General features: G+C 61.9%; 21 protein-coding genes and 1 pseudogene. 14 read left to right on the forward strand and 8 right to left on the reverse strand.

Features of this window, described 5'->3' with window-relative positions; translation table 11 throughout:
• The first annotated feature begins 25 nt into the window (after positions 1-25).
• Positions 26-1,330: a C4-dicarboxylate transporter DctA gene (gene dctA, locus ACZRN6_RS30425; protein WP_322146291.1), complete on the forward strand. Its 1,305-nt coding sequence runs from the start codon at positions 26-28 to the stop codon at positions 1,328-1,330.
• A gap of 87 nt (positions 1,331-1,417) precedes the next feature.
• The gene (locus ACZRN6_RS30430; protein WP_464009566.1) at positions 1,418-2,332 is read left to right on the forward strand and encodes a LysR substrate-binding domain-containing protein; all 915 of its coding nucleotides are present in this window, start codon (positions 1,418-1,420) and stop codon (positions 2,330-2,332) included.
• A 787-nt stretch (positions 2,333-3,119) separates the two neighbouring features.
• Here the strand turns inward: ACZRN6_RS30430 and leuD are convergent.
• Positions 3,120-3,737: a 3-isopropylmalate dehydratase small subunit gene (gene leuD / locus ACZRN6_RS30435; RefSeq protein ID WP_464009567.1), complete on the reverse strand. Its 618-nt coding sequence runs from the start codon at positions 3,735-3,737 to the stop codon at positions 3,120-3,122.
• Positions 3,734-5,155, reverse strand: coding sequence for a 3-isopropylmalate dehydratase large subunit (gene leuC / locus ACZRN6_RS30440; RefSeq protein WP_464009568.1), 1,422 nt, complete (start codon positions 5,153-5,155; stop codon positions 3,734-3,736). The genes leuD and leuC overlap by 4 nt, the downstream gene beginning before the upstream one ends.
• Positions 5,156-5,406: 251 nt before the next feature.
• Here leuC and ACZRN6_RS30445 point away from each other — a divergent pair, with 251 nt between their 5' ends.
• Genes ACZRN6_RS30445 through ACZRN6_RS30480 form a run of 8 tightly spaced genes read left to right on the forward strand, consistent with a single transcriptional unit; the run spans position 5,407 to position 11,561 of the window.
• Positions 5,407-6,609 carry a PepSY-associated TM helix domain-containing protein gene (locus tag ACZRN6_RS30445; RefSeq protein ID WP_464009569.1) on the forward strand — a complete coding sequence of 401 codons (1,203 nt, stop codon included), beginning with the start codon at positions 5,407-5,409 and terminating at the stop codon, positions 6,607-6,609.
• The gene (locus ACZRN6_RS30450) at positions 6,606-7,145 is read left to right on the forward strand and encodes a thiamine pyrophosphate-binding protein (RefSeq protein WP_464009570.1); all 540 of its coding nucleotides are present in this window, start codon (positions 6,606-6,608) and stop codon (positions 7,143-7,145) included. Before ACZRN6_RS30445 ends, ACZRN6_RS30450 begins: the two co-directional genes overlap by 4 nt.
• Positions 7,142-7,471, forward strand: a complete 330-nt coding sequence (locus ACZRN6_RS30455; protein ID WP_322146297.1) for a hypothetical protein — start codon at positions 7,142-7,144, stop codon at positions 7,469-7,471. Before ACZRN6_RS30450 ends, ACZRN6_RS30455 begins: the two co-directional genes overlap by 4 nt.
• Complete coding sequence (locus ACZRN6_RS30460; protein ID WP_464009571.1) at positions 7,468-8,028, forward strand: DUF6162 family protein; 561 nt, start codon at positions 7,468-7,470, stop codon at positions 8,026-8,028. The genes ACZRN6_RS30455 and ACZRN6_RS30460 overlap by 4 nt, the downstream gene beginning before the upstream one ends.
• Positions 8,029-8,054: 26 nt before the next feature.
• The gene (locus tag ACZRN6_RS30465) at positions 8,055-8,975 is read left to right on the forward strand and encodes a metal ABC transporter substrate-binding protein (RefSeq protein WP_464009572.1); all 921 of its coding nucleotides are present in this window, start codon (positions 8,055-8,057) and stop codon (positions 8,973-8,975) included.
• A complete protein-coding gene (locus ACZRN6_RS30470; RefSeq protein ID WP_322146300.1) occupies positions 8,972-9,718 on the forward strand; it encodes a metal ABC transporter ATP-binding protein in 747 nt (248 codons plus the stop codon). Before ACZRN6_RS30465 ends, ACZRN6_RS30470 begins: the two co-directional genes overlap by 4 nt.
• Entirely contained in the window at positions 9,715-10,614 is a 900-nt protein-coding gene (locus tag ACZRN6_RS30475) for a metal ABC transporter permease (protein WP_029300631.1), read from the forward strand. The genes ACZRN6_RS30470 and ACZRN6_RS30475 overlap by 4 nt, the downstream gene beginning before the upstream one ends.
• On the forward strand, positions 10,614-11,561 hold the full coding sequence (locus tag ACZRN6_RS30480; protein WP_464009573.1) for a metal ABC transporter solute-binding protein, Zn/Mn family: 948 nt from the start codon (positions 10,614-10,616) through the stop codon (positions 11,559-11,561). Before ACZRN6_RS30475 ends, ACZRN6_RS30480 begins: the two co-directional genes overlap by 1 nt.
• A gap of 183 nt (positions 11,562-11,744) precedes the next feature.
• On the opposite strand, the gene ACZRN6_RS30485 is transcribed toward ACZRN6_RS30480, so the two are convergent.
• From ACZRN6_RS30485 to ACZRN6_RS30505, 5 genes are all read right to left on the reverse strand, one after another.
• Positions 11,745-11,969, reverse strand: a complete 225-nt coding sequence (locus tag ACZRN6_RS30485) for an MbtH family protein (RefSeq protein WP_322146302.1) — start codon at positions 11,967-11,969, stop codon at positions 11,745-11,747.
• A 53-nt stretch (positions 11,970-12,022) separates the two neighbouring features.
• Positions 12,023-13,423 carry a diaminobutyrate--2-oxoglutarate transaminase gene (locus ACZRN6_RS30490; RefSeq protein WP_464009574.1) on the reverse strand — a complete coding sequence of 467 codons (1,401 nt, stop codon included), beginning with the start codon at positions 13,421-13,423 and terminating at the stop codon, positions 12,023-12,025.
• A 179-nt stretch (positions 13,424-13,602) separates the two neighbouring features.
• The gene (locus ACZRN6_RS30495; RefSeq protein WP_464009575.1) at positions 13,603-14,370 is read right to left on the reverse strand and encodes an N-acetylmuramoyl-L-alanine amidase; all 768 of its coding nucleotides are present in this window, start codon (positions 14,368-14,370) and stop codon (positions 13,603-13,605) included.
• Positions 14,371-14,493: 123 nt separating this feature from the next.
• Complete coding sequence (locus ACZRN6_RS30500) at positions 14,494-15,813, reverse strand: ATP-binding protein (protein ID WP_464009576.1); 1,320 nt, start codon at positions 15,811-15,813, stop codon at positions 14,494-14,496.
• Entirely contained in the window at positions 15,813-16,493 is a 681-nt protein-coding gene (locus ACZRN6_RS30505; protein ID WP_322146306.1) for a response regulator, read from the reverse strand. The genes ACZRN6_RS30500 and ACZRN6_RS30505 overlap by 1 nt, the downstream gene beginning before the upstream one ends.
• Before the next feature lie 175 nt (positions 16,494-16,668).
• On the opposite strand from ACZRN6_RS30505, the gene dsbD reads away from it, so the two are divergent.
• The 4 genes and pseudogenes from dsbD to ACZRN6_RS30525 all read left to right on the forward strand — a co-directional run.
• A complete protein-coding gene (gene dsbD / locus ACZRN6_RS30510) occupies positions 16,669-18,399 on the forward strand; it encodes a protein-disulfide reductase DsbD (RefSeq protein ID WP_464009577.1) in 1,731 nt (576 codons plus the stop codon).
• Positions 18,399-19,268, forward strand: a complete 870-nt coding sequence (locus tag ACZRN6_RS30515; RefSeq protein WP_167663529.1) for a TlpA disulfide reductase family protein — start codon at positions 18,399-18,401, stop codon at positions 19,266-19,268. Before dsbD ends, ACZRN6_RS30515 begins: the two co-directional genes overlap by 1 nt.
• Positions 19,244-20,005 carry a thiol:disulfide interchange protein DsbG gene (gene dsbG, locus ACZRN6_RS30520; protein WP_017479476.1) on the forward strand — a complete coding sequence of 254 codons (762 nt, stop codon included), beginning with the start codon at positions 19,244-19,246 and terminating at the stop codon, positions 20,003-20,005. Before ACZRN6_RS30515 ends, dsbG begins: the two co-directional genes overlap by 25 nt.
• Positions 20,006-20,274: 269 nt before the next feature.
• Positions 20,275-20,408 (forward strand): annotated as a pseudogene (locus ACZRN6_RS30525) (thiol:disulfide interchange protein DsbG); the annotation flags it as partial.
• 61 nt (positions 20,409-20,469) lie between these two features.
• On the opposite strand, the gene ACZRN6_RS30530 reads toward ACZRN6_RS30525, so the two are convergent.
• The gene (locus ACZRN6_RS30530) at positions 20,470-23,052 is read right to left on the reverse strand and encodes a hypothetical protein (protein ID WP_464009578.1); all 2,583 of its coding nucleotides are present in this window, start codon (positions 23,050-23,052) and stop codon (positions 20,470-20,472) included.
• Positions 23,053-23,088: the final 36 nt, after the last annotated feature.

The following is a 23,088-nucleotide window of genomic DNA, read 5'->3' on the forward strand; positions in this document are numbered from 1 at the left end:
CAAAAAACGCCGCGAGATAATAAAAATGACAATCAGAAAACTGCTGGGAACCCTGTATGTGCAGGTGATCATCGCCATTGTGCTAGGCGTGTTGATCGGCAACCACTGGCCCCAGGTGGGCATCGACCTCAAGCCCTTGGGCGACGGTTTTATCAAGCTGATCAAGATGATCATCGGCCCGATCATCTTCTGCACCGTGGTCTCCGGTATCACCAGCATGCACGACGTGAAACAGGTAGGCCGCGTGGGCGGCAAGGCGCTGCTGTATTTCGAGATCGTCTCCAGCATTGCCCTGGTAATCGGGATCCTCGCCGCCCACCTGTTGCATCCGGGCGTGGGCTTCAACATCGATGTGAAGACCCTCGACACCTCGGCCATCGCCGGTTTTGTCGGCCAGGCCGAACACGGCGAAGGCGTCATCGGCTTCCTGATGCACGTGATCCCCACCACCTTTTTTGACGCCTTCTCCAAGGGAGAAATCCTGCCGGTGCTGTTTGTGTCGGTGCTGTTTGGCCTCGGGCTGGTGATGATCGGCGAGAAGGGCCGGCCTTTGGTCGGCGTGATCAACCAGGCCAGCGAAGTGTTCTTCCGCATCGTCGGGATGATCAGCCGCGTCGCGCCGATCGGTGCCTTTGGGGCAATTGCCTTCACCATCGGCAAGTACGGCCTGGGTTCGCTGCTGCCGCTGCTGAAACTGGTGGGCACGTTCTACGTCACCGCGTTTTTTTTCGTGGCCGTGGTGCTGGGCAGCATCGCCAGGTATGCCGGTTTCAGCATCTTCAAGCTGCTGACTTACATCAAGGCCGAACTGCTGATCGTGTTGGGCACCAGCTCATCTGAATCGGCCCTGCCGCAACTGATCCAAAAGCTCGAAAGCCTCGGCGCCTCCAAAGGCGTGGTGGGTATCGTGGTGCCGACCGGCTACACCTTCAACCTGGACGGTACCAACATCTACATGACGCTGGCGGTGCTGTTCCTGGCCCAGGCGACCAATATCGACCTGACGCTGGAGCAACAATTGACCCTGCTGGCGGTGGCAATGCTCACCTCCAAAGGCGCCGGTGCGGTGGTGGGCGCAGGCTTCGTCGCGCTGGCCGCCAGCCTGGCGGTAGTGCCCACGGTGCCGGTGGCCGCGATGGTGTTGATCCTGGGTGTGGATCGCTTCATGGCCGAGTGCCGTTCGTTGACCAATATCATCGGCAATGCCGTGGCCGCGCTGGTGGTGGCCGCCTGGGAGGGTGAACTGGACCGCGAGAAGATGGCGCCTATTGCCCTCAAGCATGGCCGCCATGCGCGGGCTGCTGCACAGGCGAAGATCGCCGCCGAGTAAACCTTAAGCACCAACCCCCTGTGGCGAGGGAACTCCCTCGCCACACCGGTGCTATTCTGGCGGCTCATGCCGCCACGCCTGTTTCTGATGACTAACAAGAAAGATACCGTGCCCCTACCTGAAGACCTGCGGGTATTCCTGACCGTGATCCGCAAGGCTGGCTTTGCTGCGGCTGCCGATGAGCTTGGGTTGTCCCCGGCCTACGTCAGCAAGCGTATCCAGATTCTGGAAACCACCCTCGCCACCCGCCTGCTGCACCGCACCAGCCGGCGTATCGCCCTGACCGAAGACGGTGAGCGGGTGCAGCGCTGGGCCGTGCGTATTCTCGAAGACTTCCAGCAGCTGTCCGACGAATTGTCCGACGCCCACGACAGCCCCCGTGGCCATCTGCACCTGTGCAGCAGCTTCGGATTTGGCCGCAACCATGTCGCGCCGGCCTTGTCGTTGTTGGCCGAACAATACCCGGAGCTGGAGATTCGCCTGGACCTGTTTGACCGGGTAGTGGATATCGTCAGCGAAGGCTTTGACCTGGAAATCCGCGTGGGTGACGACATCCCCGGGCAACACATTGGCCGTCGGCTGGTGAGTAACCGCCGGGTGCTGTGTGCCGCGCCGGCTTATCTCGAACGCCGTGGCACGCCGCTGCACTTGAGCGACCTGGAACAGCACGACTGCCTGGTGCTCAAGGAGCGCGATAACGCCTTTGGCATTTGGCACATGGAGCGCGATGGCGTGCAAGACAGCGTGCGCGTGCGCGGGCCGCTGTCCTCCAACAATGGTGAGATTGTCTTGCAATGGGCGCTCGACGGGCGCGGGGTGCTGCTGCGTTCGATGTGGGATGTGAAGCCGCTGCTGGAGCAAGGGAAACTGGTGCAAGTGCTGCACCATTACACCCAGAGCGCCAACGTGTGGGCGGTTTACCCGACGCGACTGGCTTACTCCGGGAAGTTGCGGGCGTGTGTGGAGTTTTTGCAGGAACATTTTAAGGGGCTGTCGATTTGACGCTTCGGGCTTGGGTGCATATCCGTTTTTTTTGTTAGGGCTGGTATGGGTTCCGCCCTTACGGCGGGTCACTTTTGAAAGGAGCCCAAAAGTAACCAAAAGGCTCTTGCCCCACCACTCGGCACCTCGCTTAGGCTCGGTGTGCCCTCACGCAGGCTTTGGACCGTGGGCCGCCGTCATGGGCCATCCCTGGCCCAGGACGGCTAACCCGGCGTCCTGCCGGGTTACCCACGCTCCAAAGCCTGCGTTCGGCCAGCGTGGTTGACGGGGCGCCTAAGATCAAGTTCACAAGCAGATCAAGAACACAGCGGCCTACAGGCCGGCTTGAGTGTTAAAAGCCAGATCAAAAGCTAAAGCGGGCACGGTTCAAATGTAGGAGCTGGCTTGCCTGCGATGGCATCGCCTCTGTGTATCTGAAAGACCGAGTCGCCTGCATCGCCGGCAAGCCAGCTCCTACAGATTTTGATCTGGCTTTTAACACTCAGGTCGGCTTTCAGGCCGCCGTGCTCTTGCTGTTGATCTTGACCTGACTGCCCCATTCAGCCCGAGGCCGAACGCAGGGATTGAGGAGCGGGTAAACCGGCAGGACGCCGGTTTAGCCGCGACGGGCCAGGGACGGGCCGTCGCGGCGGCCCGCGGAGCAATGCCGGAGTGAGGGCACACCGAGCCTAAGCGAGGTGCCGACAGGCGGGGCAGAGCGTTTTGGTTACTTTTGCGCTTTTCAAAAGTGACCCGCTGTAAGAGCGGAACCAATAGCCGCCGTAACCGCAAAAACGGATATGTACCACTACCCCCCGAGCCAAGGATTCAAAGCCAGGTGCTCATGCTCAAACGCCTTGATCTGCTCCCGACGCTGCAAGGTCGTACCGATAGCATCCAGCCCCAGCAACAACGCCGTCTTGCGCAACGTATCAATCTGAAACGGGATAACCTCCCCGCCAGCCAACCAAATCTCCTGCGCCTCCAGATCCACGCTGATCTGCGCCTGCTCCGGCTGGCTCACCGTCTGCCCCAGGTGCTGCAACACCGCCTCCTCCAACGTGATCAACAGCACCCCGTTACGCTGACAGTTGTCATAGAAAATCCCGGCAAAGCTGCTGCCAATCAGCGCCCGAATGCCCATCTGCTTCAAACCCCACACCGCATGCTCCCGGCTCGAACCACAGCCAAAGTTCGGCCCCACCACCATAAAGCTCGCACCCTGCAAGGCAGGTTGGTTCAACACAAACTCAGGATTGAGCTCACCCGACGGCAAAAACCGCAGGTCAAAGAACAGCCCACGATCCAACCCGTTACGGTCAATACCCTTGAGAAACTGCTTGGGCATAATCACATCGGTGTCGATATTGGCCGCCAGCATCGGCGCAGCCTTGCCGGTGACCCGGGTAAACGGTTGCACGCTCATGTACGGTCTCCAAAATGGCGAATATCCGTCAGGCGGCCAGTAATGGCGGCCGCGGCAACCATGGCCGGGCTCATCAAGTGCGTACGTGCACCCGCGCCCTGGCGGCCTTCGAAGTTGCGGTTGGTGCTGGAGGCGCAGCGGTCGCCCGGCTCCAGCACGTCATCGTTCATCGCCAGGCACATCGAGCAACCGGACTGGCGCCATTCAAACCCGGCGTCGATAAAGATCGCGGCAAGACCTTCGGCTTCAGCCTGGTCACGCACTTCGGTGGAGCCCGGCACGATCATCGCCCGTACGTGGTCGGCCACATGCTTGCCGCGCACCACACTGGCAGCATCGCGCAGGTCTTCGATGCGGGCATTCGTGCAGGAACCGATAAACGCATGGCTGATCACGATTTCGCTCAACGGCATGCCGGCTTCCAGGCCCATGTAGTTCAAGGCGCGGCGCATGTCCTGGCGCAGGATCAGGTCGCTGACGTCTTGCGGGTCGGGCACGCGGGCGCCGATGGGCGAGGCCTGGTCGGGGCTGGTGCCCCAGGTGACCATCGGCTCCAGGGCGGTGGCGTCCAGTTGCACTTCGAGGTCGAACACCGCGTCGGCATCCGAGTGCAACTGGCGCCAGCCCACCAACGCGCGTTCCCACAATTCGCCCGTCGGCGCGCGGGGCTTGCCCTTGAGGTAGGTGAAGACTTTTTCGTCCGGCGACATGAAGGCACCACGCGCGCCCGCTTCCACCGCCATGTTGCAGATGGTCATGCGTGCCTCGACGCTCAGGGCGTCGATGGTCGAGCCGCAAAATTCGATGGCGTAGCCGGTAGCACCCGAAGCGCCAATCTTGCCGATCAGCGCCATGATCACGTCCTTGGAGGTCAGGCCGTGAGCCAGCGCGCCGTCCACGGTTACGCGCATGCTCTTCAAGCGTTTGTAGACCAGGGTTTGCGAGGCCAGCAAATGCTCGATTTCCGACGTGCCAATGCCAAAACCGAACGCGCCCAATGCACCATAGGTGGTGGTATGGCTATCGCCGGCGGCAATCACCATGCCCGGCAGGATAAAACCCTGCTCGGGGGCGATCACGTGCTCGATGCCCTGGCGCTTGTCGAGGATGTCCAGCAGCTCAATCCCGAAATCCCGGCAGTTTTCCGCCAGGTACGACACTTGGCGTGCGCCACCCGCATCCGGCATGGTCGCGGTGCGCTTGGGCGTGGTCGGGTTCACGTGGTCAACCACCGCCAGCGCGGTGCCGGGGCGCCATACACCACGGCCCGCCTCGCGCAAGCCGCTGAAGGCTTGTGGGCTGGTGTATTCGTTGATCACCTGGCGGTCGATGTACAGCAGCACATGGCCCTGGTCATCCAGGCGGCACACCGTGTGGGAGTCGATGTGTTTGTCGTAGAGGGTTCTGGCAGAAGTCATTATTGGGCTCGCTCAACGGTATGGCTCCATGATAGGCAGCGCCCCCGCCCCATCAATCCCGCCTTGGTGATGACTCGGAACATGTTTCGTGTTGCATGAATGAGTATCTGAAACATTTACTTTCATATCCGGCTTAGGGTTTTGGGTTTCTCATCCGTCTTAACTTAGATACAGCCTCTCGCGTCAGCAAAAGCTACGGGTGGCGTTTTCCGGGCCTTTACCGCCTCCCTCCGATCAAGACCCTCACTCACATGTCGAAGAAGTCACGCTCAAAACTCTGGTTTCTGGTGCACAGCTGGCTGGCATTGCCCATCTGGTTCTTTGTGCTGATCGTCTGTGTCACCGGCACCCTGGCGGTGGTCAGCCAGGAAATCGTCTGGCTGGCCAACCCGGACATCCGCGCCAGCAAACCGTCGGACGATGCCGAGCTGCTCACCTACGACCAGGTGATCGGTGCCATCAAGCGCGCCGAACCCCAGGTGATCATCGAATCCCTGAGCCGCCCGGACGAATCGCACTTCGCCCTCACCGTCGACCTCAGCTACCCCGATGGGCGCTCGCTGGAGGTCTACGTAAACCCGTATACCGGAGTCATCCAGGGCATCAGCCCGTCTTTCAACTTCCAGCGCTTTACCCGCGCCCTGCATGGCTGGTGGCTGGTGCCGTTCACCAACGGCTTCAGCTGGGGCTGGTACCTGGTGTCGTTGCTGGGCTTGCCGCTGCTGGCATCGCTGGTCACCGGCCTTGTGGTCTACAAGCGCTTCTGGAAAGGCTTTTTCAAGCCGACGTTGCGCTTTAACCATGGCGCACGGATCTTCTGGGGCGACTTCCACCGGTTGAGCGGCATCTGGTCGATCTGGTTTATCGCGGTAATCTCCATCACCGGCACCTGGTTCCTGATCCAGGCAATCCTCAGCGATAACCAGATCACCATTTCCAGCGAGCCGATCGTCCCCGCGATCGCCCGCGACAAAGTGCCAATGTCCGCCCCGGGCGTACCGGCACCAATGATTGCGCTGGACGACGCAATCAACATCGCCACCCAGCGTATTCCGGGGCTTGAGGCCAGCTTTGTGAGCCTGCCCAGCAACGCCTATGGCCACCTGCGCATCGGCGGGCGTGGCTGGTACCCGCTGATGTTCCAGACCGCAGAAATCAACCCGTACAACGGCGAAATCGCCGCCTCGCACCTGCTGTCCGACCGTTCGGCCCTGGAGTTCGTCACCGAATCCATGCGACCGCTGCACACCGGGGATTTTGGCGGGATATGGATCAAGCTGATCTGGGCCTTCTTCGGCCTGGTGTTGAGCATGATGGTCTTGAGTGGCCTGCTTATCTGGACCAAACGCACGGCCCTGGCCACCCTCAACGCCCTCAAGCGCAGCACCAAGGCGCCCCGGCAACCGGCGCAACTTCCCGCCATGCAGGTTGAAACTTCGCAGGGCAATCGATGAACAAGGCCACGACAGTTCAACCGCCTTCGCCCCTGCGGGCCTTCTGGCTCAAATGGCGCTTCCATATCAATATCCTGCTGCTGCTGGTGCCCCTGGGCTTCATGCCCAAGTACTTTGCCGACGCTGCCCTGTTTCGCGGGGACAGCGGCCTGGGTGAACGTGAGATTGGTGACGTGCAGGTCGGCCCCTGGAGCGTGAAGCTCGCCGAATTGCGTAACGAGCCTCCTCGCCCCAACCCCGCGGGCCCGATGAAATCCTTCAATGCCGCCCTGTGCGACACCTGTACCGAGCAGGTCAAGGCGACCTACCTGCGCATTGGAAAGCCCCGCAGCCTGCGGGCTGCCGGGGTGATTTTCTTCGGCACACCGTATCGCATGGGCGCCCTGCTGCCGATCCCTGAACGCACCCCGCTGGACGCACAACTATGGATCACCATGGAAGGCTGGGACGGCGCCATGCACCAGGCCTCCATTCCCTTGAGCCAGGCATCGCCGGCCACTATCGCCTGGCTGAACACACGAGGAGTTAAACCATGACTTTGCAGCAACTGGCTCGCACCTGTGGCGCGCTGATCCTCGGCGCCGGTTTCAGCACCGTTGCCCTGGCCCACAACCCGATGTGCGAATGCAAGGAAGTCGCCGGCGAGCAAATCCAGTGCACCGGCGGGTTCTCCGATGGCAGCGGCGCCCCGGGCGTTACCTTGGACGTGATCGGCTACGACGAAACCATTTTGGTGCCCGGCAAGCTGGGGGAGGACTCAAAACTGACCTTCAAGAAACCGTCCGCCGAGTTCTACGTGTTGTTTGATGCCGGCCCCGGCCACGTGGTGGAAATCGACCAAGCGGATATCCAGCCCCAATGAGCAGTACTACCCAAGTCGTACGCCCGGCCGGTGCCGGCCACGAAACCCTGTATGTCCTGCTGTTGTGCCTGGTCATCCTGGCAGTTGCCGGCACGGTGGTGGCATTGCGTGGTGAACGCCAGGTGCTCGCCGTCGTGCCCAGCCACCAACTGGACGCACGCCGCGACCTCAGCGCCGCCGAGCAAGGCATCTACGCCGACCTGCGAGTGACCCTGGATGAAATTCACTTGCTGCAGGAAGAACACAGCGCCCTGCCCACGCCGGGGCAACTGGCCGAAGAAGGCTTTGCGCCCTTCGCCCAGGACGCCAGTTCGATGAGCCGTGGCGACCACCGCTGGCAGTTGCTCGACGCCGCTTACCTGGGCCTGAGCCAGACACCGGACCTCAGTGGTTCGGTGTTGATGCGTATCAGCGGTGCCGAGCCGGATATCTGGCTCAACCGCAGCGCCAACCTCACCGCCCCCACCGACCTGTCTGACCAGGCACTGACTAATGCGGGCTGGCAACAGGTAGTCGCGCAATTCGATGCCGGTGTCACCCGCCAGCATCGTCATTGAATTCACGTTGTAGCCGAGAGAAGCCCATGTCCATTTCATCTCCATTATTACGCCTGGTGCTTGCGGGTTTGTTCACACTGCTGCTCGCACCGCTGGCGAGTGCCGACCCTGCCAAGCGCCTGCGCATCGGCATCACACTGCACCCGTATTACAGCTACGTGGCCAATATCGTCGGTGACAAGGCCGAAGTCGTCCCGCTGATTCCGGCCGGTTTCAACCCTCACGCCTACGAGCCCCGCGCCGACGACATCAAGCGCATTGGCACTCTGGATGTGATCGTGCTCAACGGCGTCGGCCATGACGATTTCGCCGACCGGATGATCGCCACCAGCGAGCGGCCGGACATCCCGGTGATCGAAGCCAACGCCAACGTGCCGCTGTTGGCCGCCACCGGCAATGCCGCGCGCGGTGCCGGCAAGGTGGTCAACCCGCACACCTTCCTGTCCATCAGCGCGTCCATTGCCCAGGTGAATAACATCGCCCGGGAACTGGGCAAGCTCGACCCGGACAACGCCAAGACCTACACCCAGAACGCCCGCGCCTACGGCAAGCGCCTGCGCCAGATGCGCGCCGACGCACTGGCCAGGCTCACCAGCGCACCCAACCCCGACTTGCGGGTGGCCACAGTGCACGCGGCGTATGACTACCTGCTGCGGGAGTTCGGCCTGGAAGTGACCGCTGTAGTGGAACCGGCCCACGGCATCGAGCCAAGCCCCAGCCAGTTGAAGAAAACCATCGACCAACTGCGGGAGCTGGACGTGAAAGTGATCTTCTCGGAGATGGACTTCCCGTCCAGCTACGTCGACACCATCCAGCGTGAATCCGGGGTGAAGTTGTACCCGTTGTCGCACATTTCCTATGGCGACTACAGCACTGAAAAGTACGAAGTGGAAATGACCGGCAACCTCAACACCGTGGTGCGCGCGATTCAGGAGTCCGGGGCATGACAGCAGTTGAACACTTGAGTGTGGCCAGCGTTGGCCCGACCCTCGACTTCGATAAGGTGGCGCTGACCCTGGGCCGTACGGTGATCCTCGACGCGGTGAGTTTCCAGGTCTGGCCCGGCAGCATCCATGCGCTGGTGGGGCCCAACGGCGGCGGCAAAAGCTCGCTGATCAAGACCTTGCTGGGGCAAACGCCACACCAGGGCCAGTTGAGCCTGCATTGGCCTGGCGCACCCGGCACCATCGGCTATGTGCCCCAGGCGCTGGAGTTCGACCGCGGCTTGCCGATGACCGTCGACGATTTCATGGCCGCGATGTGCCAGCGACGTCCGGCGTTTCTCGGGCTGTCCAGGCATTACGCGGGCGCAATCGGCGACGCGCTGGAGCGGGTGGGCATGCAAGACAAGCGCAAACGGCGCATGGGCGCCCTGTCTGGCGGCGAACGCCAGCGGGTGCTGCTGGCCCAGGGCTTGATCCCGGCGCCGCAATTGCTGGTGTTGGACGAACCGATGTCGGCGCTGGATGAAGCCGGTATCCAGGTGTTCGAGCGGTTGCTGCGCGACTGGCGCCAGGCCGGCATCACCGTGCTGTGGATCGAACACGACCTGGAAGCCGTCGGCCGCCTGGCCGACCGCGTTACCGGCCTGAACCGCCGTGTGTTGTTCGACGCAACGCCCAAGGAGGCGCTGACCCCGGACCGCCTGCTGACCCTGTTCTCAACCCACCCACGGAGCCCGGCCTTATGAGCTACGAAGCCTTTCGCTTGATGGTCCAGGGCTGGGCGTCATCCGGGTACTTGCCCGAAGCGCTGGCCTATGGGTTTGTGGTCAACGCCCTGCTCGCCGGCCTGCTGATCGGCCCGGTGCTGGGCGGCTTGGGCACCCTGGTGGTGGTCAAGCGCTTTGCGTTCTTTTCCGAAGCCGTGGGCCATGCGGCGCTGACCGGCGTGGCAGTGGGCATTCTGCTGGGGGAACCTTACACCGGGCCTTACGGCAGCCTGTTCGGTTACTGCCTGCTGTTCGGGATCCTGCTCAACTACTTGCGCAACCGCACCGGGCTGGCGCCGGATACCTTGATCGGCGTGTTCCTGTCGGTGTCCCTGGCCTTGGGCGCGAGCCTGCTGTTGATTCTGGCAGGCAAGATCAACGTGCACATTCTCGAGAACGTACTGTTCGGCTCGGTGCTGACGGTGAACGGTAATGACCTGCTGGTGCTGGCGATTGTCGGTTCGCTGGTGATGGCCCTGGCCTTGCCGCTGTACAACCGCATCATGCTCGCCAGCTTCAACCCGCAACTGGCGGCGGTGCGCGGGGTGGCGGTGAAGACCCTGGATTATCTATTTGTGATCCTGGTGACGCTGATCACCGTTGCGGCGGTCAAGGTCATTGGCGCGATCCTGGTGGGCGCTTTGCTGGTGATTCCCGCCGCCGCCGCGCGCTTGTTGAGCCAGTCGCTCAAGGGCTTCTTCTGGATCTCGGTGGTGATCGCCACCGTCAGCACTCTGTGCGGGATCCTGCTGCCGATCATCTTCGACCTGCCAATTCCGTCCGGTGCCGCCATCATCCTGGTCGCCGGTATCGCCTTCGCCCTCGCCGCCATAGCCCGCGGCACGGTCCCCAGCCTGAAAGGGAATCTTGGATAATGCGCCCGATTTTTCGACCACTGCTTCTGGCCCTGGCCATTGCCACACCGGCGCTCGCTGCCGACGGCATCAAACCGCTGCAGATCGTCGCCAACCAAGGCATCGGACACGCCGCCTTGAACAAGGCCCGCGCGACAAAACCGCTGAAAGTACTCGCCGCGCTGCCGATCACCTATGGCCTGGCACAGGTGCTGCTCAACGGCACCGACGTGAAGCTTGAACGCGCAGCGCCGGCCAACCTGCCCGGCTCGCGGCAAGTGGCCTATTTCACCGGGCGTGGTGCGCAGGCGCTGAACACGCTTGCCCTGGACGCCGACGCGGCCATCGGCCTGCGCTCGTTATGGCCGGATGACCCGCTGTACCCAGTGGCCCGACGCAGCAATATCCGCATCATCGAAGTCGACGCTGCCCGCCCGGTGGACGGTGGCTTGCCGGGCATTGCCGTGCAGCCGGGTGCCACCGACGGCCTGAACAGCCAGCCGTGGCAATCAAGCAACAATATGGGGCGCATGGCCGATGTGATGGCCGCCGACCTGAGCCGCCTGGCGCCCGCGGCCAAGCCGCAGATAGAGGCCAACCTGGCCGCTCTCAAGCAACGCCTGCTCAAGCTCACCGCCGACAGCGAGGCGCGACTGGCGAAGGCCGAAAGCCTGACGGTGGTCAGCTTGAGCGATCACTTGGGTTATCTGGTGAGCGGGTTGAACCTGGAACTGGTCAGCACTGAGCCACGGGCGGATACAGACTGGACACCCGAAGCGTTGCAGCATTTGAGTGAAAGCCTGAAGGAGAACGAGGTTGCCTTGGTGTTGCATCACCGCACGCCAAGCGATGCGGTACAGGCGGCTGTCACAGCGGGTGGGTCGAAGCTGCTGGTGCTGGGCACCGATGGCGCAGACCCGGTGGCGGAGCTTGAGGGCAATGTGGAGCAGGTAATCAAGGCGCTGTGATCCTGATTCCTATAGGCAAAACATAGTAAATGTGGGAGCGGGGTTGCTGTGGTGAGGGGGCTGCTTCGCAGCCCAGCGCGGGGCAAGCCCGCTCACCACAGCAAGCCCGATCACCACGGCAAGCCCGATCACCGCAGCAAGCCCGCACACACATTTGGATCTATGTTTTGCCCGAGGTCCGGATCAGCCCGTCAGTGCCTGGCTGTCCATCTTCTGGCGCAGACTCAACGGGCGCATGTCGGTCCACACTTCTTCGATGTAGGCCAGGCACTCTTTCTTCATTCCGCTTTTACCCACCGTGCGCCAGCCTTCCGGCACGGCCTTGTAGTCGGGCCAGATGGAATATTGCTCTTCATGGTTGACCACTACCTGAAACAGGATGTCTTCGCGGTCGAATACTGAGGTCATTACGGTTCTCCGTCGGTGTAATGTAAGAAGGAACGTGCCAGCCCGGTAAAAAATTAGAAGCTGGCAACGGCTGCCGCCAGCGCACGACCAAAAATCTCCGCCACACGGTCGATTTCTGCGGCGGTGATCACCAGCGGCGGCAGGAAACGCACGACGCTGCCATGGCGCCCACCCAGCTCAAGAATCAACCCACGCTTAAGGCATTCGCGCTGCACCAGCGGCGCAAGGTGGCGATGCACCGGCGGATGGCCCTGGGTGTCGAGTGTGCCCGCAGGATCCACCAGCTCCACACCAAGCATCAGCCCACGGCCTCGAATGTCCCCCAACTGCGGGAAGTCGCGTTGCAGGATGCGCAGGTGTTCGCCGAGGCGCTCGCCCATGGCCGCCGCATGGGCAGGAATGTCGTGGTCCTTGAGGTAGCGCATTACCGCCGACCCGGCCGCCATGGCCATCTGGTTACCCCGAAAGGTCCCGGCATGGGCCCCCGGCAACCAGGTGTCGAGCCAGTCGCGATACACCACCACCGCCAGTGGCAGGCTGCCGCCGATGGCTTTGGACAGTACGACCACGTCCGGGACAATGCCGGCGTGTTCGAAGGCAAACATCTTGCCGGTGCGACCAAAACCACTCTGGATTTCGTCGACAATCAACGCCACACCGGCTTGTTCGGTAATGCGCCGCAGGCCGCGCAACCAGTCGAGATCGGCCGGGATCACGCCGCCCTCGCCTTGCACCACCTCGACGATCACCGCCGCTGGCAGCAACACACCGGCCTCGGGATCGTTTAGCAGGTTTTCCAGGTAATGCAGGTTGACCTTGACCCCTTCCGCCCCGCCCAGCCCGAACGGGCAACGGTAGTCATAAGGGAATGGCAAAAATTGCACGCCATTGCCGAGCAAGGCGCCCAGCGGCTTTTTCGGCCCCAGGCTGCCCATCAGGCTCAGGGCGCCCTGGCTCATGCCGTGATAACCGCCCTGGAACGACAACACCGTGCTGCGCCCGGTGGCGGTGCGCACCAGTTTCAGCGCGGCTTCCACCGCGTCGGTGCCGGTGGGGCCGCAGAACTGGATCTTGGCTTCCCGCGCCAGCGCCGGTGGCAGCAGGCCGAACAGGTCCTGCACGAATTGATCCTTGACCGGCGTGGTCAAGTCCAAGGTGTGCAACGGCAATTCATCGCTCAACACCTGGCGAATCGCCTCGATCACCACCGGGTGGTTGTGCCCCAATGCCAGAGTGCCGGCGCCGGCCAGGCAATCGATAAAGCTGCGCCCTTCAACGTCCTCGACATAGATCCCCCGGGCGCGTTTGAGCGCCAGGGGAATGCGCCGGGGATAGCTGCGGGCATTGGATTCCTGCTGGCGCTGGCGGGCCAGCAGCGGGTTTTCATCGAACTGGTAGAGCGTTTCCGCAGGGACCGCCTGGGTCTCCTCGATACGGCTGGTAGCGACTGACATCTCTCGATCCCTCAATACGCTGATGATGGTGACCAAACTGCCAACCCGTTGGCGCTTGGCCCAAGGGCAGCGCACGGATTTCCTGTTCTGGAAACGCATCAACGAAGGGAGGATTTACACCCGCAGCGTTAAATCCCGCATTTACTTCAGCCCATTCCTACATGAATGTGGGAATACCCTTAAATCCCTGTGTATTTTTCATTCAAGGCATACAGAATCGCGCACGTCTCGCCGTCCAGTTGTCCGCGATAATCACGGGGCCGAAAGTGCATCTGGAACGCCCTGATCCGTTGTCGGAAGCCTTGCCGGTCTTTTGCAGGTGCATAACCGTAGCGTTGAAACGCCCGTTCAACCTCCATTTCCGGCGGCAACCCCATGGAAAATCGTCGCGCGTAAGCTGCCTTGACCGGCTCATCGAACCAGGCACCCACGCCTGCCTCGAACAGGCAGCGCCATGGCAGCCGTGGCCCAGGGTCGCTCTTGCGCCAATAGGCAACGTCGCAATGCCCGAGGATGTCGGTGGGAGCCATCGCCGGGTAACGCACCTGAATGTCACGAATCAGGGCTATCAACACGTCGATCTGCTCTGCGCCATACGCCGGGAAGGTAAACACACCGGCGTCATCCCGGGCCTGGTTGACGACTTCAATGCCGATGGAGCGGCTATTGAGGTTGTCGCGCCCGGCCCAGTGGCTGGTGCCGGCATGCCAGGCGCGTTGCGTTTCGTCCACCAGGCGAAATACCCGTAGCTCGTCGTAGCCGGCGGCGTGGTAGCTGGCGTCATCGGGGTCGGCCAACAAGTAGTGCGCGCTGACACCGTCGCGGGTCAGCGTGCGCAATGAAGAGGCAAAGGGCGCAGCGGTGTAATGCACGATCACCTGGCGTACAGCTTCGCCATTGCGCTCATTAAAGTCTTTTGCGGAATACGTGGAGTCGATAACCAACATGGGGGCTGTCCTTTTCAACACAGGCTGAGTCATTCAGCCCGTTCAAACACAAAAAAATTACCGCCATCCTGAAGCGTTGCGCTTGAGGGTGGCGGTAACTATGTGTGCCGCGAAAAGAAGGGTTCAGCGACGCAATGGCATGCCCAGGTCGACACGCATGCCATCGGCCTGGCTGTCGAATTTCAACGAGCATGAACAGCGCTGCACAATCGCCTGGACGATCGCCAGCCCCAGGCCGCAACCCGGGCTGCTGCCGTTGCGCCAGAAGCGCTGGGTCAAATGTTGCAAGTCTTCGCTGGAAATCGGCGCGCCGTGGTCACGCACCCGGAACACCACATTGTCGCCCGTGCTCGACACACTCAGTTCCACCCGAGTATCCGCCGGCGTATGACGCAGGGCGTTGTCCAGCAGGTTGCGCAAGGCGGCGACGGCCAGCCCTACGGGCATTTCCACTGGTTTATCGCAGAGGCTGTCCGACAGGATCAGGTCAATGCGCTGATTATCTCCGCCGTTGGCATCCTGGATCGCCAGTTGTGCGACTTGCTCGGCGCTCGATTGCAGGCCGTCATCAAACGACAGGCTGCCTTCGACCCGCGCCAGCAGCAGTAATTGCTCCAGGGTCCGGTGCAAGCGGTCGGCGCCTTCCTCCGCGTGGGCCAGGGACTGGTCACGCGCAGCGCCTTCGGTCATGCGCGCCACTTGCAGGTGGGTCTTGATCGCGGTCAGCGGGCTGCGCAGTTCGTGGGCGGCATCACCGGTCAGGCGGCGCTCGCGCTCGATGGTCTTGGCGATGCGTTGCAGCAATTGGTTCTGGGTGTCGAGCAGCGGCTTGAGTTCGCTGGGCAGCGGGCTGATCTGCAAGGGCTCGAGGGAGTCGGCACTGCGGCGCATCAAAGCATCACGCATGCGGTTGAGCGGCAACAGGCTTTGGCCGATCCCCAGCCACAACAGGCACAGGCAGCCCAGCAGCGCCACGCCCACCGGCACCGATGCGGCCAGCAGGATCGACAGGTTCAAGGCTTCACGCTCTACCTGCCGGTCGGCAGTGGTGATAAACAGATCGCCACGGGACAGAGTAAAGCTGCGCCATCCCACGCCATCAATCATCTGGTCGCGAAAGCCGCTCTTGCGCGACTCCAGCCCTTGGTCCGGAGCGGTGTGGCTGCGGGCAAGAATCACCCCGCGCAAGGAGCTGACCTGGCACGCCATGCCACCCGGCACATTCAATTGCCCGGCGCTGAAATGCGCGCCCTCGCCCGTGCTGGACAAGCCCGGCATCTGCTCCATCAAGCCGGCGACCATGCGCGCCGATGCCACCAGGCGCTGGTCCAGGGAGAACATCATCTGGTTGCGCAGGTCGTTGAGCATCCACGCGGCGGCCAAGGCCCAGATCAGCACAAAGGCCGCACCGAGCTTGAAGGTCAGCCGCAGGCGCAGGCTCATCACGAAGCGTCCTTTCCTGCGGCAGCCGGGCCCAGTCGATAGCCCAGGCCGCGCACGGTTTCGACGATGCCGTTGCCGAGTTTGCGCCGCAGATGGTGGATGTGCACGTTGAGGGCGTTGCTTTCCAGCTCGTCGTTAAGCCCGTAGACGCTGTCTTTGAGCTGCTCGCTGGACAGCACGCGGCCACGGTTTTGCAGCAGGGCCTGCAACAGCGCCTGCTCGCGGCGGGACAGGTCCACCGACTTACCGCCCAGCAGTGTTTCACGACTGCTGGGGTTGTAGGTCAAGCGCCCGTGTTCAATCACGTTGACGCTACGCCCGGCCACCCGCCGCAACAGGGTGTGCAGGCGCGCGGCGAGCTCGCGCAGGTCGAAGGGCTTGAGCAGGTAATCGTCAGCACCGGCCTGCAGGCCATCGACCCGGTTCGTCACCGAGTCCCGCGCGGTCAGGATCAGCACCGGAATTTCCAGGCCCTGGCTGCGCAATTGCTGCAACAGCTTCAAGCCGTCTTCATCCGGCAGGCCGAGGTCGAGTACCATCACGTCGAATTCCGCCACCTTGAGCATCGCCCGGGCGGCCGAAGCCGTGCCGACGCGCTCCACGGTCAGCCCCTGGGCGCCGAGCCCGGCAACGATGCCGCTGGCGATCAGTTCATCGTCTTCACAGACCAGTACGTGCATGGTGAACCCTTTGCAAAATATGAGGGTGATTAAAAAGGCAGCGGATTAAGCGCGCATTATGCCGCCTGCGCGCGTAAACCCGGATAATCCCGTCTTTCTAGGATAGCCCGGTTAATCATCGGTTAATCAACGCCACACATTGTGTGTCCCACTTGCTTCGAACTAAGGCTTGATCATGCGGCATCTGTTTATCTTTCTGCTGGTAGTGTTTGCTGGATTCGCCCAGGCCGCGCCGGGCAACAATCCTTTCGAGACCAAACCCGATTTCCTCCCGGTGGGCAAAGCCTTCACTTTTACCTCCGAGCGCCTGGCCTCCGGTGAAACCCAGCTGTTCTGGCAGATTGCCGACGGTTATTACCTGTACCAGCAGCGCATGAAATTCGACGGCCTGGCCCAAAAGCCGACGTTACCCCAGGGCGAAGCGCACAGCGATGAGTTCTTCGGCGAACAGCAAGTCTATCGCCAAGGCCTGGAAGTGAAGATTCCTGCTGGCGCCACCGGCCAGGTTAAAGTCGGCTGGCAAGGCTGCGCCGATGCCGGCCTGTGCTACCCGCCGCAATCGATCACCGTGGACCTGGGCGGCAACCCCGCCGTCGCCGCTACCGGCCAGGCCCAGGACCAAAGCCTGGCCAGCGGCCTGCAACAGCGCAGCCTGGGCTGGAGCCTGCTGGTGTTCTTCGGCCTGGGCCTGTTGCTGGCTTTTGCCCCGTGCTCCTTGCCAATGTTGCCGATCCTCGCCGGCCTTGTGGTCGGCAGCGGCGCCAGCCCACGACGCGGCTTTGCGCTGGCCACCAGCTACGTGGTGTGCATGGCGCTGGTGTATGCCGCCCTCGGCGTATTGGCCGCACTGCTTGGCGGCAACCTCGCCGCCCTGCTGCAAACCCCGTGGATCCTCGGCAGCTTCGCCGCCTTGTTTGTGATCCTGGCCTTGCCGATGTTCGGCTTCTTTGAACTGCAACTGCCCACATTCCTGCGGGACCGCCTGGACAACGTCAGCCGCAACCAGAGCGGCGGCAGCCTGGTGGGTGCCGGCGTGCTCGGTGCCTTGTCCGGCCTGCTGGTGGGCCCATGCATGACTGCGCCCCTGGCCGGCGCCCTGCTGTATATCGCCCAAAGCGGCAACGCCCTGCACGGCGGCCTGATCCTGTTTGCCATGGGCATCGGCATCGGCGTGCCGCTGTTGCTGCTGGTGACCGTGGGTAACCGTTTCCTGCCCAAGCCCGGCACCTGGATGAACATCCTCAAGGGCATTTTCGGTTTCCTGTTCCTCGCCACCGCCGTGCTGATGATTCGCCCAGTGGTCGGTGACACCCTGTGGCTCGGCTTGTGGGGTGTACTGGCGCTGGTCATGGCCTACTGCGGCTGGCGCCTGGCCCACGACTTCGGGCGCACCGCCATGCTGTTCGGTGCCGGTTCGCTGGTGCTGGGCCTCTGGGGCAGCGTATTGGTGATCGGTGCGGCCGGCGGCAGCGACGACCTGTGGCAACCGCTCAAGGTCTATAGCGGCTCGCGGGTGGCCGGTGCCCCCAGCGCCCACGACGCCTTCATGACCATCAACGACCCGGCCGTATTGCAAAGCCAACTCGATAGCGCCAAGGCCCAAGGCCAATGGGTGCTGGTGGACTACTACGCCGACTGGTGTGTGTCGTGCAAGATCATGGAGAAACAGGTGTTCGGCAAACCCGAAGTCATGGACGCCCTCAAGGATGTGCGCCTGCTGCGCCTCGACGTCACCGCCGACAACGCCGCCAGCCGCGAGCTGCTGGGCCGCTACAAGGTCCCCGGCCCGCCGAGCTTCGTCTGGATCGGCCCCGACGGTGAGGAGCGCCGCGCCCAGCGCATCACCGGCGAAGTCGACGCCGCTGCCTTCCTGCAACGCTGGACCCAAGCCCGGGAAGCCCTCTGATGCTGACACTGACCATCGGCACCTTCGCCATCGCCCTGAACCACTTGCTGCTGATCACGGCGTTGATCCTCGCCACCCTGGTGGGCTGGCGGGTGGCCAAGCGCGGCGGCGAGAACCCGGAGTCGGTGCTGTTCACCCTGTTTCTGGTGGGCATGCTCGCCGCCCGCGTCAGCTTCGTGCTGATGTACTGGTCGTATTACCAAAATGACCCGCTGCAAATCGTCGACCTGCGGGACGGAGGCTTTCTCGCCTGGCCCGGCGTTATCGCGCTGATCCTCGGCGCCTTGATCTACGGCTGGCGCCGCCCGCTGCTGCGCAAGCCACTGAGCGCCGGCGTGATCACCGGCCTGGCGTTCTGGGCGCTGACCAGTCTGTCGTTGACCCTCTACGAAAAAGGCACACACCTGCCGGACATCACCCTGCGCAACGCCAATGGCGAAACCGTGCAACTGGCCGACTACAAGGGCGGCCCGCTGGTGATCAATCTCTGGGCCACCTGGTGCCCGCCGTGCCGGCGTGAAATGCCGGTACTGGAAAGCGCCCAGCGCCAACGCCCGGACGTGACCTTCCTGTTCGTCAACCAGGCCGAAAGCATGCAAAGCGTCGCCACTTACCTGGCGACCCAGGGCCTGAACCTGGACAACGTGCTGTTCGACGCCAGCGGCCGCCTCGGCCAGGCCGTCGGTTCCATGGCCTTGCCCACCACCCTGTTCTATCAACCGGACGGTCGCCTGATCAACAGCCACCTGGGCGAGTTGTCCCAAGCCAGCCTGGCCCGCGCCATGGAGCGCTTCGAGCCGATCAACGCTAAACCGGCCCAGCCGGCTACCACAAGGAATTCGCCATGCTCCGCCTCCGCCACCTGCTGACCCTGTTGCCCCTGACACTGGCCGCCACGCTTGTACAGGCCGAAGACTGGCCGGCGCCGATCAAAAACATCGAAGCCAAGGGTGCCAAGATCATCGGCAAGTTCGATGCACCCAGCGGCCTCACGGGTTATGCGGCGCAATACCAGAACCGCGGCATGGCGCTGTACCTGACCGCCGACGGCAAAAGCGTGATTGCCGGCAACCTGTACGACGCCGATGGCAATGACCTGAGCACCGCGCCCCTGGAAAAACTGGTATATGCGCCCATGGCCAAGGAAGTCTGGGCCAAGATGGAACACAGCAACTGGATCCAGGACGGCAACAAGGACGCGCCGCGCATCGTGTACCTGTTCAGCGACCCGAACTGCCCGTACTGCAACATGTTCTGGGAACAGGCACGGCCGTGGGTGAAGTCGGGCAAGGTACAGTTGCGGCACATCATGGTGGGGATTATTCGTGAGGACAGCCCGGGCAAGTCGGCCGCGCTGTTTGCCGCCAAGGATCCCCAGCAGGCGCTGGAAGCCCATGAGTCGGCCGGTAAAGGCAGCAAGTTGCAGGCGCTGGAGAAGATCCCGGCGGATATCCAGGCCAAGCTTGATTCGAACATGAAGCTGATGGACGAGCTGGAGTTGTCGGCGACGCCGGCGATTTTCTATCTGGATGACAAGGGCGGTTTGCAGCAACAGCAAGGGGCGCCGTCGCCGGATAAGTTGGTGAAGATTCTCGGGCCGAAATAAGCGGCGACCGGTCTGACGCCATCGCAGGCAAGCCAGCTCCCACATTTTGAATGTGTTCACAATCCAAAATGTGGGAGCTGGCTTGCCTGCGATGAGGCCGTCACAAACAGCGAAGATTCAGCGCCTTACAACCCCTCCAGCTGCGCCATCAAATCACTCAGCCGATCCGCCTTCTGCGCGCTGATCTCATTCGCGGCGAGCCCCTCGATATACCCCGCAACGGCACATCCCGCTGCCGCTTCTTCTGCACCCGTGAAGCAATCTGCGTGGCCAGCAACGAAATCCCGGCGGATATCCATGCCAGGCTGGATTCGAACATGAAGTTGATTGACAAGGGCGGTTTGCAGCAACAGCAAGGGGCGCCGCGCCGGATAAGTTGGTGAAGATTCTCGGGCCGAAATAATCAGCCCTCGCCTGTAAAGACAATGCCCGCATCGAAGCGGGCATTGTCTTTTCAGCGCGGATTAAATCCCCTCGACCAGGAAATCATCCATGTACCAATCGTTGCCGTCCGTGGCGCCTTCATGGCTATAGATTTCCAGCAGCACGGGAGCGATCGCTGCTGTGAACGTGAAGCTCAATGTGTGCCAGTTCAGGTCAACCAACTCTTCCATCGGTGTTTGTTGAATGGAGTCTTTGCGCAACGATAGCTTGGGCGTCGCGAACTCAACGCTGTACCGTCGAACCCGTACGGAAAACCGGTAAGTAAAACCGCTCTCCAAATCCAAGAAGCGCCGCTGCAGGATCGGGCCGAAACTGTGATCGGTGTGTGTGAAATTCCTGGCTGCGTAATCCGGCTTGCCGTCAGGTCCCGTCCCCATATATTCAATGCTGATATCCCTGGCATCGGGTGCGCCTGACCCTACGGTCCATAAACCCAAGGTCTGATCGTTGAAATCCGTCAGGTCTCGGTACTGCTTGCGCAACAGCAACATCAGCACAGGGAACACAATTGCTTCGCTCACATGGGAGCTGCCGTCCGCCGTAACCTTGAACACGATGTTCAATACGGACCTGTGGCGAAACTTTTCCAGTTCCTCACGAGGCAGAATGTGCGACAACCCATGGTTTGCCTGCTCTTGCGTGATCGGCTCATTGACCAGCAGCTTGAGGGTATGGGACGACCCGTCGAGCAAGGTTCCCGTACATCCCAGCGAGCCCTTTTGCCCCTCCAGGATGAACCACCAGGCTTGCAGCGTAATCTCGGCATCCCCGGTAAAGTTGCGCAAGTCCAGTGTCCCCGGGCCACCGGGCAACTGAATGGCCTGCGGCACCTCTGGCGCAGGCAAGCGCTGCGGGACACTGATCTGTAGCTCCAGGTCAGCTGATGTGACGTGCTTGCATGCGCTCGCGACGCTGTAACTGACGGGCACTGTTTTGCCGCTTCCAGCGATTACAGCCTCCCGGGGAATGGTGAAGTCAACGTACTTCGGATCAGTGTTTCCCGGCTTGGGTGCCAACGGCAGGCAACTACCGTCCGATTGTGTCCAACACACGCTGATCTCGTCATGAGCACTGAGGTGGTCATATTCCACCCGTGCCGTCACGCCATCACGGCCATTCCATACCGTCAACTGCGAGCCCACGGCCTCCCGAATGGTCAAGGGTTTCAGGACCAAGTCTTCCTGATGAATATCCAGGTGCAGCACAGGAAACGGCTCGGCGCTGGCCCTGTCGGACCGGCCATCGAAGTTCACCGCAAAATGCACGTCAAAGCGGCTGCAATCGGCCAGTTTTTGCAGGTCGCGGCGGGACAGCAGCGTACTGACGCCATCCTGCAGCCATTGCTCGGAGAGAGGCTCGCCGTCCAGCACATCGAAGCAATAAGGCGCGCCATCTTCCCGCTCACCGGTTACACACATCCAGCAGGGCTGCCCCAAGGCGCCGTAGGCATAGACCGCCACCGTCAGTTGCGCGTCCTCCTGGAACGTATTGAGGTCCAGCGTACTGCCCGTGGCCTGTTCCACTTGCGGCTTGGGCAGGCCGGAGATATTCAGGATTTTTACCTGTCGCGGCAGCGACGACCCTGTGTGCCCTTCCCGCCGGACGGTGTAGCGGACCGACACCTGCTTATTGAAATTGGCACTGATGGCTGACGCCGGCACGTTAAAATCAACAAAGTCCCGATTGTCAGCCTGCTTGCACTCGAGTACCGGAGTGCCTGCCCCGGCAGTCCCTTCCCAAAAGGCACAAACCCAGTCGCACGGGCACATGTGCTCATAGCTGACGCGAACCGTCGCACCCTCCCGGCTATTGACCGGATTCAGCGCATAGCACTCAGGCGTGACCTGTGTAGCCTCCACCACAGAAGGCTCGAGCAAGTCCAGGTGAGCGTCGGTACGCAAGGTCAGCAACAGCGACGGGAACGACCGGTAGACCCCGGTACTGGCCGGCTGGAACCTCACGCTGAAGAGAAGAAGAAGCTCACTGTGATTTTTGAGTTTCGCCAACTCATCCAGTGACAAGGTTCTGCGCCACCCACTGCGTACGTCTTCCTCGGTCACTGGCTCGGCAGCAAAAGGATAGAGCCGCGCCTCCGAGCCGTCAGCGTAGGTAGCGCCGATAAAGACCCGGACAACCTGACCGGAATCGATAAACGCCCAAGGAGCAACATAAATCACCGGGTCTTCACCACACAGGGAATACAGATCCAGGACGCCGCCTGAGGCTTGCAGAATCTGCGGTTGCGGCAAATTGGACGGCAGCTTGATGAACACGTCGGCAACGGGGGAAGGATGTTCCTCGCCATCGCGGGTAACGACATAGGAAAACAGCGCGAAGTTATCAATGCGCAGCCCTACGTAAAACGGGGGTACGTGGAACTCGACCGAGCCCGCTTGGACGCCATCCTGGGAGGCAATCGGCGCGTATTCCCCCGGTGTCGACTCCCAGCGCAACGCAATACTGTCGGTGTTGAGCATCCCTTCGTAGAACACCCGGATAGTAGCCCCCTCCAGCAACTGGAGCGGGTCAACCCGGGGTTCTCCCTCGGCTTCGACCAACTGTGGCTTGGGCAGATCAAGGGTCAACGTTGATGACTTGGGCATGATGGAACTCCCTTTCAATGAGTGATGGTACTGCCC

The organism is Pseudomonas sp. A125 (assembly GCF_055409485.1).

What these genes read in the sequence shown, in the direction of transcription:
- dctA (WP_322146291.1), top strand. Translation starts at nt 26, where the DNA reads ATGACAATCAGAAAACTGCTGGGAACCCTGTATGTGCAGGTGATCATC.
- ACZRN6_RS30430 (WP_464009566.1), top strand. Translation starts at nt 1,418, where the DNA reads ATGACTAACAAGAAAGATACCGTGCCCCTACCTGAAGACCTGCGGGTA.
- leuD (WP_464009567.1), bottom strand. Translation starts at nt 3,737, where the DNA reads ATGAGCGTGCAACCGTTTACCCGGGTCACCGGCAAGGCTGCGCCGATG.
- leuC (WP_464009568.1), bottom strand. Translation starts at nt 5,155, where the DNA reads ATGACTTCTGCCAGAACCCTCTACGACAAACACATCGACTCCCACACG.
- ACZRN6_RS30445 (WP_464009569.1), top strand. Translation starts at nt 5,407, where the DNA reads ATGTCGAAGAAGTCACGCTCAAAACTCTGGTTTCTGGTGCACAGCTGG.
- ACZRN6_RS30450 (WP_464009570.1), top strand. Translation starts at nt 6,606, where the DNA reads ATGAACAAGGCCACGACAGTTCAACCGCCTTCGCCCCTGCGGGCCTTC.
- ACZRN6_RS30455 (WP_322146297.1), top strand. Translation starts at nt 7,142, where the DNA reads ATGACTTTGCAGCAACTGGCTCGCACCTGTGGCGCGCTGATCCTCGGC.
- ACZRN6_RS30460 (WP_464009571.1), top strand. Translation starts at nt 7,468, where the DNA reads ATGAGCAGTACTACCCAAGTCGTACGCCCGGCCGGTGCCGGCCACGAA.
- ACZRN6_RS30465 (WP_464009572.1), top strand. Translation starts at nt 8,055, where the DNA reads ATGTCCATTTCATCTCCATTATTACGCCTGGTGCTTGCGGGTTTGTTC.
- ACZRN6_RS30470 (WP_322146300.1), top strand. Translation starts at nt 8,972, where the DNA reads ATGACAGCAGTTGAACACTTGAGTGTGGCCAGCGTTGGCCCGACCCTC.
- ACZRN6_RS30475 (WP_029300631.1), top strand. Translation starts at nt 9,715, where the DNA reads ATGAGCTACGAAGCCTTTCGCTTGATGGTCCAGGGCTGGGCGTCATCC.
- ACZRN6_RS30480 (WP_464009573.1), top strand. Translation starts at nt 10,614, where the DNA reads ATGCGCCCGATTTTTCGACCACTGCTTCTGGCCCTGGCCATTGCCACA.
- ACZRN6_RS30485 (WP_322146302.1), bottom strand. Translation starts at nt 11,969, where the DNA reads ATGACCTCAGTATTCGACCGCGAAGACATCCTGTTTCAGGTAGTGGTC.
- ACZRN6_RS30490 (WP_464009574.1), bottom strand. Translation starts at nt 13,423, where the DNA reads ATGTCAGTCGCTACCAGCCGTATCGAGGAGACCCAGGCGGTCCCTGCG.
- ACZRN6_RS30495 (WP_464009575.1), bottom strand. Translation starts at nt 14,370, where the DNA reads ATGTTGGTTATCGACTCCACGTATTCCGCAAAAGACTTTAATGAGCGC.
- ACZRN6_RS30500 (WP_464009576.1), bottom strand. Translation starts at nt 15,813, where the DNA reads ATGAGCCTGCGCCTGCGGCTGACCTTCAAGCTCGGTGCGGCCTTTGTG.
- ACZRN6_RS30505 (WP_322146306.1), bottom strand. Translation starts at nt 16,493, where the DNA reads ATGCACGTACTGGTCTGTGAAGACGATGAACTGATCGCCAGCGGCATC.
- dsbD (WP_464009577.1), top strand. Translation starts at nt 16,669, where the DNA reads ATGCGGCATCTGTTTATCTTTCTGCTGGTAGTGTTTGCTGGATTCGCC.
- ACZRN6_RS30515 (WP_167663529.1), top strand. Translation starts at nt 18,399, where the DNA reads ATGCTGACACTGACCATCGGCACCTTCGCCATCGCCCTGAACCACTTG.
- dsbG (WP_017479476.1), top strand. Translation starts at nt 19,244, where the DNA reads ATGCTCCGCCTCCGCCACCTGCTGACCCTGTTGCCCCTGACACTGGCC.
- ACZRN6_RS30530 (WP_464009578.1), bottom strand. Translation starts at nt 23,052, where the DNA reads ATGCCCAAGTCATCAACGTTGACCCTTGATCTGCCCAAGCCACAGTTG.